Raw genomic sequence first — 12,849 nt, forward strand, 5'->3', positions numbered from 1 at the left:
CGGAGCCCCTTCAGGGATGGGACGGGTAGGGGCGGCGGGGGCGAAACCCTCCCAGCGCCCAACCCCGGCACCCCGCCCCCACCGGCGGTACGCTGACCAGGCACATCCACACACCCGCACGCACCGCACACACCACCCCAGAAGGGACCCCTCATGCCGCTGGAAGCCGGCCTCCTGGAGATCCTCGCCTGCCCGGCCTGCCACGCCCCCCTCAAGGAGCAGGACGCCGAGCTGGTCTGCACCGGCCAGGACTGCGGCCTGGCGTACCCGGTCCGCGACGGCATCCCCGTTCTGCTCGTCGACGAGGCCCGCCGCCCCGCGTAACGCGACGCCACGGCCACCGGGGCAAAGACGACCGGGTCCCGTCAAAAGACAGGCCGATCACCGCCGTACGGACATCAGGCCACCGGCATGAGACCGCCGCCGACCGGATACGGGCCTCCCAGCGCAAGGCCGCCGTCATAGACCGAGCCACCGGCACAGAGGCACCCCGCCCGGCGCACCCCATCCGGCCCCCGACCGCGACCAGCAACCAGTGGCGAGCGACGGGCAAAGAGCAACGAGCACGGGCAACGGGTACTGGCAACGGGTACTGGCAACGGAGAAGAAGGCAACGGCCAAGGCGCAACCACAAAAACCAGCCCCCGCCCGCACAAAGAACCGCCCCGCCCCAAGACGACCAACCAAAGACTCCGCGACCGAGCAAAGACCCCGTCGAACACACCCGCGCAGAAAACACGCCCCAGACAACCCGGCGATCGGAGGCTGCCACCCATGCTCGACGAATCGCTGCTCGACACGCCGGAGGCGCTCGCAGAGGCCGACCGCCGTGCCCTGCTGCGCGGCGCGGCCGAAGCAGGCGCCCGTGTCCGCACCGCCGCCCGGCACGCCGCCGAGGCCGGCGTCCACGACCTCAAGCCCGACGGCCGTCCCCGCGCCATCCTCATCGCGGGCCCCGGCGCCGCCGCCATCTGCGTCGCCGACCTCCTCGGCACGCTCGCAGGCGCCACCAGCCCCGTCACCCGACTGGCCCCGGCCGGCGTCGCCCCCGCCGCGGGCGCCCTGCGCTGGGAGCTGCCCGGCTGGGCCGGCTCCGTGGACCTGCTGCTGATCACCACCCCCGACGGCTCCGAGCCGGGCCTGTCCCTGCTCGCCGAGCAGGCCTACCGCCGCGGCTGCACGGTCGTGGCCGTGGCCCCGGCCGGCTCCCCGCTCACCGAGGCGGTGCACAACAACCACGGCCTTTTCGTGCCGATGGCGACGGCCCCGTACGAGCAGGACGAACCCCTCGCGGCCTCCGCCCCCGGCGTCCTGTGGGCACTGCTCACCCCGCTCCTGGCGCTCCTCGACCGCACCGGCATGCTCGCCGCCCCGCCCGACGCCTTGGAGAAGGTCGCCGATCGCCTCGACCACATCGCCGAACGCTGCGGCCCCGCCATCGCGACCTACAGCAACCCCGCCAAGACCTTGGCCGCCGAACTCGCCGACACGCTCCCGTTGATCTGGACCGAGGGCGTCTCCGCCGGCCCGGCCGGCCGCCGTCTCGCCGCCGCGCTCGCCGAACTCGCCGGCCACCCCGCCCTCGTCGCCGAGCTGCCCGAAGCGCTCGCCGCGCACAGCGCCCTGCTCGCGGGCACGCTCGCGGCCAGCGCCGACCCCGACGACTTCTTCCGTGACCGCGTGGAGGAGGCACCGGCCCTGCACGCGCGCGTGGTGCTGCTGCGCGACCGCCCGCTCGGCGGTCTCACCGCCGCGCCCGCCGCCCGTGACCTGGCCCTCAGCCATGACACGCCGATCAGCGAACTCGAGCCGGAGCCGGGCGGCGAACTCGAGACCCTCGCGGAACTGATCGCCATCACGGATTTCGCCGCCGTTTACCTGGCGCTCGCCTCGGGAGCCTGATCTGTCTCAGGACGCCCTGACAGCCGTACGCACGAGGAACCAGCAGTCGTACACAAGGCGAACCCGGCGTCCTACCGAAGAGACCGCGAAGAGACCGCGAGGAGATCCCGAAGGGATCCCGAAGCGCCCCCGAAGAGACCCGGCGTCACGCACAGAGAGCAGGCAGACAACCGCATGGACCGCCTCGACAACACCATCCGCCCCTACGCCTGGGGTTCCACCACCGCGATCCCGAAGCTCCTCGGCGCCGAGGCGACCGGCGAGCCGCAGGCGGAGATGTGGATGGGCGCGCACCCGGGCGCACCCTCGCGCACCGAGCGCGGGACGCTCGTCGAGGTCATCGAGGCCGACCCGGAGCGTGAGCTGGGCGCCACGGCCGTGGCGAAGTTCGGCCCCCGTCTGCCCTTCCTCCTCAAGATCCTCGCCGCCGGAGCCCCCCTCTCCCTCCAGGTGCACCCCAACCTGGCGCAGGCGAAGGAGGGTTACGAGGACGAGGAGCGCCGCAACATCCCCGTGGACGCCGGCCACCGCAACTACAAGGACGCCAACCACAAGCCGGAACTGATCTGCGCGCTCACCGAGTTCGACGGCCTGTGCGGCTTCCGCGACCCCGTCCAGACCGCCGACCTGCTGGACGGCCTCGGCGTCGGCTCCCTGAAGCCGTACGTCGACCTGCTGCACGCGCACCCCGAGGAGGCGGCGCTGCGGGAGGTGCTCACCGCCGTACTCACCGCGGACCCGGACGAAATGGCCCACACCGTTGCCGAAGCCGCGGCCGCCTGCACCCGCCTCGGCGGCGACTACGCGCCCTACGCCGACATCGCCCACCACTACCCGGGCGACCCGGGCGTCATCGCCGCCATGCTGCTCAACTACGTCCGCCTGCAGCCCGGCGAGGCCCTGTTCCTCGGCGCCGGCATCCCGCACGCCTACCTCAACGGCCTCGGCGTCGAGATCATGGCCAACTCCGACAACGTCCTGCGCTGCGGCCTGACCCCCAAGCACGTCGACGTCCCCGAACTCCTGCGCATCGTCCGCTTCGAGGCGGGCGACCCGGGCGTGCTGCGCCCCGAGGCCGCCCCGGACGGCGAGGAGGTCTACGAGACGCCGATCGACGAGTTCCGGCTGTCCCGCTACGTCCTCCCGGAAGGCACCACCGCGCACGACCTCACGCGCGCGACCCCGCAGATCCTGCTCTGCACGGCGGGTTCCGTCCGCGCCGGTGAGCATGAGCTGACCCCCGGTCAGTCCGTCTTCGTACCGGCTGGCGAAAACGCCCAAGTGTCCGGGGCCGGTACGGTCTTCAGGGCCACGGTCGTGGCCTGACCGAGACCGTCGGACGACCTGGCGCGCCGTTGTCGGACCGGGCTGCAACAATGGCCCACCGGCAAAGGACGGGCAAAGCCGATCGAGGGCCGCACTCTCCCTCGGCGACACCCTGGACGGCGCACCGGCGTACGTACGAAGGCCACGAGTGCCACGAAGGCTCCGAAGGCTCCGAAGGCGAAGGGACAACGCGACACATGAGCGCGTCAGGCGGTACCAAGGCGATCGTGGCGGCACTCGCCGCCAACCTCGCGATCGCGGCAGCGAAGTTCGTTGCGTTCGCGTTCAGCGGCTCGTCGTCGATGCTCGCCGAGGGCGTGCACTCGCTCGCCGACTCCGGCAACCAGGCTCTGCTGCTGGTCGGCGGCAAGAAGGCCAAGCGCGAGGCGACCCCGCAGCACCCCTTCGGCTACGGCCGGGAGCGCTACATCTACGCCTTCCTCGTCTCGATCATCCTGTTCTCCGTCGGCGGCATGTTCGCCCTCTACGAGGGCTACGAGAAGATCAAGCACCCGCACGACATCGAGCACTGGTACTGGCCGGTCGGCGTCCTCGTCTTCGCGATCATCGCCGAGACCTTCTCCTTCCGGACGGCCATCAAGGAGTCCAACGTCCTGCGGGGCAAGAAGTCCTGGAAGGAGTTCGTCCGCCACGCCAAGGCCCCCGAGCTGCCCGTCGTCCTCCTGGAGGACCTCGGCGCGCTGGTCGGCCTGATCCTCGCCCTGGGCGGCGTCAGCCTGGCCCTGCTCACCGGCGACAGCGTCTGGGACGGCATCGGCACCATCTGCATCGGCATCCTGCTCGTCCTGATCGCGATCGTCCTGGCCGTCGAGACCAAGTCGCTGCTGCTCGGCGAGGCCGCCGGCGTCGAGGAGGTCCAGAAGATCGAGGCCGCCATCGTCGACGGCGACACGGTCACCGGCATCATCCACATGCGCACGCTCCACCTCGGCCCCGAGGAACTCCTGGTCGCCGCCAAGATCGCCGTCCAGCACGAGGACACGGCCACCGAGATCGCCGCCGCCATCGACGCCGCCGAGGCCCGCATCCGCGAGGCCGTCCCGATCGCCCGCGTGATCTACCTCGAGCCCGACATCTACAGCGAGGCCGAGGCAACCAAGGGCGCGGACCGCGAGGCGACGCCCGGGGGGCCGACCCCGCACGACACCGAGCACTGATTCCCGTACGACAGCTCGCTGTACGGCACCTGTCCGTACGGCGACGGGGGCCCGCCGAGGCGATCGGCGGGCCCCCGTCGCGTATCCCCTGCGGGGTCGGCAGGACCGTCAAAAGTGCTGCGGCCACAGGGCAACCTGCGCCGCCGGCCGCCGCCGCACGCCCCGTGCCGTGATCCCGAGGACGAGCCCGACGATCGCGAGGAGAAGCCCGAGCAGCGTGGCCGCGGCGAGCAGCATCGGCATCACATAGCTGTCGATCACCCGGCCCATGACCGTATCCACGGGCACCGTCCCGTCGTGGTCCTCGGCGAAGGAACGTGAGTCGCGGGAGTTCATACGGTTGTCGCCGAGCAGGAACAGCCGGCCTTCGGGCACCGTAGCGGTGTACGGGGGCCCGCCGTTGGCGACGCCTTCGTGCACATACGGCTCGCTGACCGGCTTGCCGTTGACGGTGATCCGCTCCCGCGCCGTGCCCGTGCCCGCGCAGCAGACGACGCGGTCGCCGCCGACGGCGATGACACGCTGAATGACGGCCAGGTCGCCGTAGCGCTCCGGCGCCGTGTACAGCACGATGTCGCCCCGCCGCACCTCGTCCACGCCCACCCGCTCGGCGACGATCCGGTCGCCGATGTCGTACGTGGGCCTCATGCTCTCGCTCGACACGCTGGACAGCACATAACCCGTCCGCAGCCACAGCACGGACCCGATCACCAGCACCACCCCCAGCGGGCCCAGCACCCACGCGGTGACCGCGAGTCTTCGTCCCTGCTCCATCAGCACTTCCTCCCCAGGCGGCACGTCCGCGGCGGCGGAAAGCAGCCGCCCTCCGTGCAGCGTCCGTGCGGGCCCACGGCGTTACGGCCGCAGGCCCGCACTTCTCTCTCCCCCCGGGGACATCTCGCTCGCTTCCGCCTGTTTCCCGCCTCGGCTACCGGATCTCGCTCAGCACACCGAGCACCGCGGATTCGTCCCTGGCCGCCAGCAGCCGCTCCCGGAAGCCCGCGTCCGTCAACTTTCGCGACAGCAGCGCCAGAATCCGCAGATGCTCGTCCACCGCGGCCGCCTCCGGTACGGCGATCATGAACACCAGCCGCGCCTGCGTACCGTCCAGCGAGCCCCACTCGACGCCCTCCGCGGACCGTGCGAAAGCGACGACCGGCGCGGTCACCGCATCCGTCTTGGCATGCGGAATCGCGATCTCCTCCCCGAGCCCGGTCGTCCCCTGCGCCTCCCGCCGCAGCGCGGTCGCCACCAGCTCGCCCACATCCGCGACCTTCCCGGTCCGCGCCAGCAACTCGGCCATCTCCCGAATCGCGGACTCCTTGTCGGCCGCACCGAGTTCGACCTTCACGGTCCGCTCGGTGAGATAGCCGGAGAGGACCTCGGCCGGGGCGATGCCCGCATCAGCGCTGTCGACCGCCTCTGACTCGCGCTCCGACTGATGTACGACCCGCTGCGCCACGACGGCACCGGCGGCGCCCGGCCCTTCGCCGACGACACCAGCCTCAGGCCCTCCGACGTCCGCCCCGACCAGCGCGGGCTCGGGCCCGGCCGTACCCGCACCGGCGAGCGCCTCGCCGCGCCGCCTGCGCTCGCTCAGGTCGATCAGCGCCACCGTGGTCAGCGCGGTGACGACCGAGCCGATCACCACGGCCACGAAGAACATCGGCACGCCGCTCACCGCACCCAGCACGGCCACGATCGGCCCGCCGTGCGGCACCGCGTCCTCGACGCCCGCGACCCCGGCGATCGCACCGGCCACCGCGCCGCCCAGCATGTTGGCGGGGATGACCTGCGCGGGCCGCGCCGCGGCGAACGGGATCGCGCCCTCGGAGATGCCGAAGCAGCCCATGAACAGCGAGGCCAGCCCCGTCTCCCGTTCCTGCTCGGTGTAGAGCCGCTTACGTATGAGCGTGGCGAGGCCCTGCCCCAACGGCATGACCGGGATCGCGGCCGCGCACATGCCCATGACCGTCTGGTTGCCGGTCGCGATGAGCCCGGCACCGAACAGGAACGCCGTCTTGTTGACCGGCCCGCCCATGTCGAACGCGATCATCAGCCCGAGAATCGCACCGAGCAGGATCGCGCTCGTGCCGGTCATCCCGCTCAGCCAGCTGGTCAGGTGCTCGAACACCCAGGAGATCGGCTTCCCGATGACGTAGATGAAGAACAGCCCGAGCGCCGTGGTCGCCACGATCGGGATCACGATGATCGGCATGATCGGCTGCACGAACTTCGGGACCTTGACCTTCTTGATCCACAGCACCAGATAGCCCGCGAGGAACCCGGTCACGATCGCCCCGATGAACCCGGCGCCCGCCTTCGAGTCGTACAGCGAACCCGTGTTGGCGATCCAGCCGCCGATCATGCCCGGCACGAGTGCGGGCCGATCCCCGATGGCGTACGCGATGTAGCCGGACAGGATCGGCACCATCAGCGTGAAGCCGATGACGCCGATGTTGTTGATGTCCATCCAGAAGGAGTCCTTCGGGATGACCAGACCGCCCGACGGGTCGGTGTGCCCACCCAGCGAGAGCGAGATCGCGATCAGCAGCCCGCCGACCACGACGAACGGGATCATGTAACTGACCCCGTTCATCAGCGCCTTGTACCCGACGCTCCGCTCCTTGCCACCGGCCGCGCGGGCCGTGGGGGTGGCCCCTGCCGTGTGCACGTGCGCCGACAGCACCCGCTCGATCAGCCGCTCGGGGTGGTGAATGCCCTCGGCCACCCCGACCGTCAGGACCCGCTTGCCCGCGAAACGGCTCAGGTCCACGTCCTTGTCCGCGGCGACGATGATGCCGTCCGCGTTCTTGACATCGTTGTCATCGAGGACGTTTTCAGCCCCGATGGATCCCTGGGTCTCCACCTTCATCTCGACACCGCGGCTCTCGGCGGCCTGCGCGAGCTTCTCCGCCGCCATGTACGTATGCGCGATGCCAGTCGGGCACGCGGTCACCGCGAGCAGCTTCAACCGCTTGCCCTCGCCACCGCCGCTGCCCGTGGGGGGAGTGCCGGCCGGACTTGTCACGTCGATCTCCTAACGCCTTTGTCATGCGGAAACGCCGCCCCGGACGTCTCGCAAGATCGATCAGATGTTCCGATTCCGATTCCCGGCATCCTGCACCACCGAGCCACAGGCTCAAAGGCACAAAGATCCCGCATCATCCCGGTCTGCCGTCTCCTGATCGCGGTTCGTTGGCGTCCTGTTATCCCTCCCGCACCCGACCGTCACCTGATCTCCCACCGACCCGTGAACACCCCCTCGTCCGTCCCCACACGACTCCCTTGATGGCCTGATCTGTTCGGAGGCGGACTGGGGGCGGCCGGGCCTCCCGGTGTAGCTTGGGACAGAGCCAGACGTCGCTGCTGATGGCGGTCGGGCGGTCCCGACGCGGACCGACCGAGGGAGAGAGGGCCTCCGACGAACTGCGCTGCGCGTACGCGGGCATGCCTGTGTCCTCTTCGGGCACCCCGGTGTCCGCCGCCGCGCAGACCAGCCGTACCCACCCTCGACCCAACCCCGAGGAGCAGCTCGTAATGACGACTGTCGAGAACCGACAGGACTTCAAGGTCGCCGACCTCTCCCTGGCCGAGTTCGGCCGCAAGGAGATCACCCTCGCCGAGCACGAGATGCCCGGCCTGATGGCGATCCGCAAGGAGTACGCCGAGGCGCAGCCGCTGGCCGGCGCCCGCATCACAGGCTCCCTGCACATGACGGTGCAGACCGCCGTCCTCATCGAGACCCTGGCCGCCCTGGGCGCCGAGGTCCGCTGGGCGTCCTGCAACATCTTCTCCACCCAGGACCACGCCGCCGCCGCGATCGCCGTCGGCCCGAACGGCACGCCCGACAACCCGCAGGGCATCCCGGTCTTCGCCTGGAAGGGCGAGACCTTGGAGGAGTACTGGTGGTGCACGGAGCAGGCCCTGACCTGGCCGAACACCCCCACCGGCGGCCCGAACATGATCCTGGACGACGGCGGTGACGCCACCCTCCTCGTCCACAAGGGCGTCGAGTACGAGAAGGACGGCAAGGTCCCGGACGTCGACACCGCCGAGTCCGACGAGCACCGCGTCATCCTCGAACTCCTGCACCGCACCATCACCGACGGCTCGCAGAAGTGGACCCAGCTGTCCTCCGAGATCCGCGGCGTGACCGAGGAGACCACGACCGGCGTCCACCGCCTGTACGAGATGCAGCGCGACGGCGTCCTCCTTTTCCCGGCGATCAACGTCAACGACGCCGTCACCAAGTCGAAGTTCGACAACAAGTACGGCTGCCGCCACTCCCTGATCGACGGCATCAACCGCGCCACCGACGTCCTGATCGGCGGCAAGACCGCGGTCGTCTGCGGCTACGGCGACGTGGGCAAGGGCTGCGCGGAGTCCCTGCGCGGACAGGGCGCCCGCGTGATCGTCACCGAGATCGACCCGATCTGCGCCCTCCAGGCGGCGATGGACGGCTACCAGGTCACGACCCTCGACGAGGTCATCGACAAGGCCGACATCTTCATCACCACGACCGGCAACAAGGACATCATCATGGCCTCGGACATGGCCAAGATGAAGCACCAGGCGATCGTCGGCAACATCGGCCACTTCGACAACGAGATCGACATGGCCGGCCTCGCCAAGGTCCCGGGCATCGTCAAGGACGAGGTCAAGCCGCAGGTCCACACCTGGACCTTCCCCGACGGCAAGGTCCTCATCGTCCTGTCCGAGGGCCGCCTGCTGAACCTGGGCAACGCGACCGGTCACCCGTCCTTCGTGATGTCCAACTCCTTCGCGGACCAGACCCTGGCCCAGATCGAGCTGTTCACCAAGCCGGACGCCTACCCGACCGGCGTCTACACGCTGCCCAAGCACCTGGACGAGAAGGTCGCGCGCCTCCACCTGGACTCGCTCGGTGTGAAGCTGACGACGCTCCGCCCCGAGCAGGCCGCGTACATCGGCGTCGAGGTCGAGGGCCCGTACAAGCCGGACCACTACCGGTACTGAGCCGAGCCGCTGCCGCGTGCACCGGCACGCCCCTCAGCGGCAGATCCTCAGAGGCAGGCCCCCGCACCCCCGTGCCGGGGGCCTGCCCATTGGCCCGCGTGGCCACTTCGGCCATGTGGCTGGACCAGCCCGTCAAGACCCAGGACCCCGATGCCCCGCGGCCGTTATTCGCTCCACGATCCGCACGATCACACCCCCCTCGCAGAAGAGCACTTCCACTGCGCCCCCGGCCCTTCCGGCTGGCGCTACGTCTCCCAGCTGACCACCCCCGCGGGTGATCACAGCGGCTCCGTCGACCTCACCCTGGACGAACTCGGCCGCCCCATCCGTCTCGAACTCCACGCGGCCGGCTGGCAGGTGCGCGGCGCCGCTCTCGACGGTGTCACGTGGGTCCGCACCGACCCCACCGGGGCTCACGCCACAGAAGGCAATGTGCGCGCCCATGCCTTCACCGGCGCATCCCCCGCGTTCCTCATCGCCACCACTCGTCTCCTTCGCCTCACCCCTTCCGCCTCGGCAACCCGCGTACGCCTCGTGGCCTTCACGGATCCGGTCCTCGCCCCCCGCACCGTGGACCAGTCCTGGGCCTTGGTGAACAGAGAAACACACGCCACTGACAACGCCCCCCTGACCGTGGACGAGTACCAGGTCACAGCCCTGGACACGGGCGAGCAGCACGCCGTACACATCGCGGGTGACGTGGTCCTCGCTGCCCCCGGCATCGAGCTGGAGGACTTGGACTCGCCACCGTCGACGTTCGCTTGAGCGACGGCCGGGCAGAGGGGAAGGCCGGACGAGGCAGGCAGGTCAGTGAGCAGGCGCAGGTGAGGGGCGCGGCAGTTCGGCAGGGCCGAGCGGCCGGACTCGCCGAACCGCCGATCGTTGCGGTACGCCGTGCTCGCCCGCTGAGGCGCTACGCCGGCGGGACGAAGCCGGTGGTGGGTCGGTCGGGCGACGGCGCCTCCTGCACTGCGTCCTGCGGTACCGGGGAGCGATCCCTTTCCGCCCGACCTGAGGGCTGAGCGCCGAGCGGAAACTCCCCTGCTCCGTACGCACCAGGCACAGACGCAGCAGCGGCGGGCGGCACGGCCGGAGCCTCCGCACCACCCCCTGGGCTCATCCCATCCGGAGTCCGTCCATTGCCGAACGCACGCCGCGCCTCCCGCGCTTGCCGTTCCTGCAGAACCGCCGCGAGATATGCCGCCGGCGGCACCCCCTGCGGCGCCGGAGTGCCCGTACGCGCCGCGAGATCCGTCGCTAGCCGCTCCGCCATGCTCCATCCCACCTGAGGGTCGAGTTGCTGCATCCGCATCAGGTACTGACGAATGGCCAGCCACAGCCCATCCGGAACCGCCGACAGATCAAGCCCCGAGAACCGTCCGGCCAACCACGGCGGAGGCGGAGGAACGAAGCCCGTCCGGGCGAGCGGCACCCGTTCCCGTACGACGAGAGTTCCGGCGAACACGTCACCGAGCCGCCGCCCGCGCGCGGACACCAGCGAAGCGATGACGGCGACGACGCCCAGCGTCATCAGAATCTCGATCACACCGATGAGGCCACGCACCAGAGCGTGCCGGAACCGGATCGGTCCGCCGTCGTCACGCACCACCCGCAGCCCGCACGCCAACTTCCCGAGAGAGCGCCCGTGACTGAGCGTCTCGACCGCGATCGGCCCGCCGACCAGCAGCAGAACGAACATCGCGATCGACAGCGCGGCCTGCGCAGCCTCATCCAGAGAAGCAGTGGCCGCCACCACCCCAATGGTCACGACGATGTACGCGATCACGGCCACGGCCAGATCGAGCAGCACGGCCAGCGCCCTGCTAGGCAGCTTCGCGGGGCGCAACTCCAGCGCCACCGCCTCGCCCGTCACCAGCTCACTCACGCGGTCTGTCCTTCCCCTGACCTGCCCCTGGAATGGCCAGTCTGCCAAGCTGAGGGCGCATTGCGTCGCAGTACGACAAGCTGACATCCACGACGAGTCGCCGACGAACAGCCGGGGAGCAGGAAAGCAGATGGACCTCGACGTCTTCGTCACCGCCCACCGAGCCGAGTGGGACCGCCTCGACGCCCTGCTCGGACGCCAGCGCCGCCTCACAGGCGCCGAGGCCGACGAACTCGTCGCCCTCTATCAGCGCACAGCCACCCACCTCTCCCTGATCCAGTCCAGTGCCCCGGACCCGCAGCTGACGGGTCGGCTCAGCCAACTGGTGGCACGCGCGCGTAGCGCCGTGACAGGCGCACGACGCGCATCCTGGCGCGATGCCACCCGCTTCCTTGCCCACGGCTTCCCAGCCGCGGTCTACCGGTCGCGCCACTGGTGGGTACCCACGGCACTCCTGTCCACCCTCGTCGCGGCTCTCCTGGGCTGGTGGATAGGCACGCACCCCGAAGTACAGGCCACCATCGCGGCCCCCAGCGAACTCCGAGAGCTCACCCGTCCCGGCGGCCAGTACGAGACGTACTACTCAAGCCACCCCGCAGCCTCCTTCGCGGCCCAGGTCTGGACGAACAACGCCTGGGCCGCCGCCCTCTGTCTGATACTGGGCGTCTTCCTCGGCCTCCCGGTGCTCTGGATCCTCTTCCAGAACATGCTCAACCTCGGTGTCGGCTTCGGCCTGATGTCCTCGGCAGGGCGCCTGGACACCTTCCTCGGCCTCGTCCTGCCGCACGGCCTCCTCGAACTGACCGCAGTCTTCGTCGCTGCCGGCACAGGCCTACGCCTCGGTTGGACCCTCATAGACCCGGGCCCCCGCACGCGACGTTCCGCCCTCGCCGAGGAGGGCCGAGCCGCAATCGGCATGGCGATAGGCCTCGCCCTGGTCCTTTTCGTCTCCGGCGCCATCGAAGGCTTTGTCACCCCGTCGGGCCTGCCCACGTGGGCGCGCATCAGCATCGGCGTCGTCGCTGAACTGGCCTTCCTCGCGTACGTCTATGTCCTCGGCGGACGGGCCGCCCGCGCCGGTGAGACGGGCGACGTCGAGGCGGCCGAGCGAAGCGCCGCCGTGCCGACGGCCGCCTGATGTGCGACCACCCCTGTTGAGCTGCTAGTCTCCTCTTCGCCCCACGAGAGCCGTTGACACGGAGCGAGTGGGGAGGTAGATTCGAACAGTTGCCTGGAAGGGGATGCACATCCCGCCCCGGGCGGAGTGAGCATCTGTCTGCTTCAGTGGAACATCGATTCCCAAGAAGCCCCTCCCGATGATTTCGGAAATGAGTGGCCGGTCAGTCCGGTCCGAAACTTCTGATAAAGTCGGAGTCGCCGGAAAGGGAAACGCGAGAGCGGGAACCTGGAAAGCGCCGAGGAAATCGGATCAGAAAAGGATCTGATAGAGTCGGAAACGCAAGACCGAAGGGAAGCGCCCGGAGGAAAGCCCGAGAGGGTGAGTACAAAGGAAGCGTCCGTTCCTTGAGAACTCAACAGCGTGCCAAAAATCAACGCCAG

General features: G+C 69.8%; 10 protein-coding genes. 7 read left to right on the forward strand and 3 right to left on the reverse strand.

Features of this window, described 5'->3' with window-relative positions; genetic code table 11:
* The first annotated feature begins 153 nt into the window (after positions 1-153).
* The 4 genes from ACIREI_RS14180 (at position 154) to ACIREI_RS14195 (ending at position 4,406) form a co-directional block, all read left to right on the forward strand.
* Positions 154-324 carry a Trm112 family protein gene (locus ACIREI_RS14180; protein WP_225074871.1) on the forward strand — a complete coding sequence of 57 codons (171 nt, stop codon included), beginning with the start codon at positions 154-156 and terminating at the stop codon, positions 322-324.
* 450 nt (positions 325-774) lie between these two features.
* Positions 775-1,902 (forward strand): SIS domain-containing protein, encoded by a 1,128-nt coding sequence (locus ACIREI_RS14185; RefSeq protein WP_403331925.1) that lies wholly within the window; start codon positions 775-777, stop codon positions 1,900-1,902.
* Positions 1,903-2,076: 174 nt separating this feature from the next.
* Positions 2,077-3,228 (forward strand): mannose-6-phosphate isomerase, class I, encoded by a 1,152-nt coding sequence (manA, locus tag ACIREI_RS14190; RefSeq protein ID WP_403331928.1) that lies wholly within the window; start codon positions 2,077-2,079, stop codon positions 3,226-3,228.
* Between the two features lie 197 nt (positions 3,229-3,425).
* A complete protein-coding gene (locus ACIREI_RS14195) occupies positions 3,426-4,406 on the forward strand; it encodes a cation diffusion facilitator family transporter (protein ID WP_403331931.1) in 981 nt (326 codons plus the stop codon).
* A 108-nt stretch (positions 4,407-4,514) separates the two neighbouring features.
* On the opposite strand, the gene lepB is transcribed toward ACIREI_RS14195, so the two are convergent.
* Together lepB and ACIREI_RS14205 are read right to left on the reverse strand one after the other, a co-directional pair.
* Positions 4,515-5,180 carry a signal peptidase I gene (gene lepB, locus ACIREI_RS14200; protein WP_403331934.1) on the reverse strand — a complete coding sequence of 222 codons (666 nt, stop codon included), beginning with the start codon at positions 5,178-5,180 and terminating at the stop codon, positions 4,515-4,517.
* A 154-nt stretch (positions 5,181-5,334) separates the two neighbouring features.
* Positions 5,335-7,437 (reverse strand): fructose-specific PTS transporter subunit EIIC, encoded by a 2,103-nt coding sequence (locus tag ACIREI_RS14205; RefSeq protein WP_403331937.1) that lies wholly within the window; start codon positions 7,435-7,437, stop codon positions 5,335-5,337.
* A gap of 509 nt (positions 7,438-7,946) precedes the next feature.
* On the opposite strand from ACIREI_RS14205, the gene ahcY reads away from it, so the two are divergent.
* Together ahcY and ACIREI_RS14215 are read left to right on the forward strand one after the other, a co-directional pair.
* Complete coding sequence (ahcY, locus tag ACIREI_RS14210; protein WP_403331940.1) at positions 7,947-9,404, forward strand: adenosylhomocysteinase; 1,458 nt, start codon at positions 7,947-7,949, stop codon at positions 9,402-9,404.
* A gap of 150 nt (positions 9,405-9,554) precedes the next feature.
* On the forward strand, positions 9,555-10,169 hold the full coding sequence (locus ACIREI_RS14215) for a hypothetical protein (RefSeq protein ID WP_403331943.1): 615 nt from the start codon (positions 9,555-9,557) through the stop codon (positions 10,167-10,169).
* Positions 10,170-10,317: 148 nt separating this feature from the next.
* Here the strand turns inward: ACIREI_RS14215 and ACIREI_RS14220 are convergent, their stop codons facing one another.
* Positions 10,318-11,289 carry an RDD family protein gene (locus tag ACIREI_RS14220; protein ID WP_403331946.1) on the reverse strand — a complete coding sequence of 324 codons (972 nt, stop codon included), beginning with the start codon at positions 11,287-11,289 and terminating at the stop codon, positions 10,318-10,320.
* Between the two features lie 130 nt (positions 11,290-11,419).
* Here ACIREI_RS14220 and ACIREI_RS14225 point away from each other — a divergent pair, with 130 nt between their 5' ends.
* Positions 11,420-12,427 carry a stage II sporulation protein M gene (locus tag ACIREI_RS14225; protein WP_403331949.1) on the forward strand — a complete coding sequence of 336 codons (1,008 nt, stop codon included), beginning with the start codon at positions 11,420-11,422 and terminating at the stop codon, positions 12,425-12,427.
* The last annotated feature ends 422 nt before the right edge of the window (positions 12,428-12,849 follow it).

Source organism: Streptomyces sp. NPDC093591 (assembly GCF_044764885.1).
Classification (GTDB): Bacteria; Actinomycetota; Actinomycetes; order Streptomycetales; family Streptomycetaceae; genus Streptomyces.

What these genes read in the sequence shown, in the direction of transcription:
- ACIREI_RS14180 (WP_225074871.1), top strand. Translation starts at nt 154, where the DNA reads ATGCCGCTGGAAGCCGGCCTCCTGGAGATCCTCGCCTGCCCGGCCTGC.
- ahcY (WP_403331940.1), top strand. Translation starts at nt 7,947, where the DNA reads ATGACGACTGTCGAGAACCGACAGGACTTCAAGGTCGCCGACCTCTCC.
- ACIREI_RS14195 (WP_403331931.1), top strand. Translation starts at nt 3,426, where the DNA reads ATGAGCGCGTCAGGCGGTACCAAGGCGATCGTGGCGGCACTCGCCGCC.
- ACIREI_RS14185 (WP_403331925.1), top strand. Translation starts at nt 775, where the DNA reads ATGCTCGACGAATCGCTGCTCGACACGCCGGAGGCGCTCGCAGAGGCC.
- lepB (WP_403331934.1), bottom strand. Translation starts at nt 5,180, where the DNA reads ATGGAGCAGGGACGAAGACTCGCGGTCACCGCGTGGGTGCTGGGCCCG.
- ACIREI_RS14215 (WP_403331943.1), top strand. Translation starts at nt 9,555, where the DNA reads ATGCCCCGCGGCCGTTATTCGCTCCACGATCCGCACGATCACACCCCC.
- ACIREI_RS14225 (WP_403331949.1), top strand. Translation starts at nt 11,420, where the DNA reads ATGGACCTCGACGTCTTCGTCACCGCCCACCGAGCCGAGTGGGACCGC.
- manA (WP_403331928.1), top strand. Translation starts at nt 2,077, where the DNA reads ATGGACCGCCTCGACAACACCATCCGCCCCTACGCCTGGGGTTCCACC.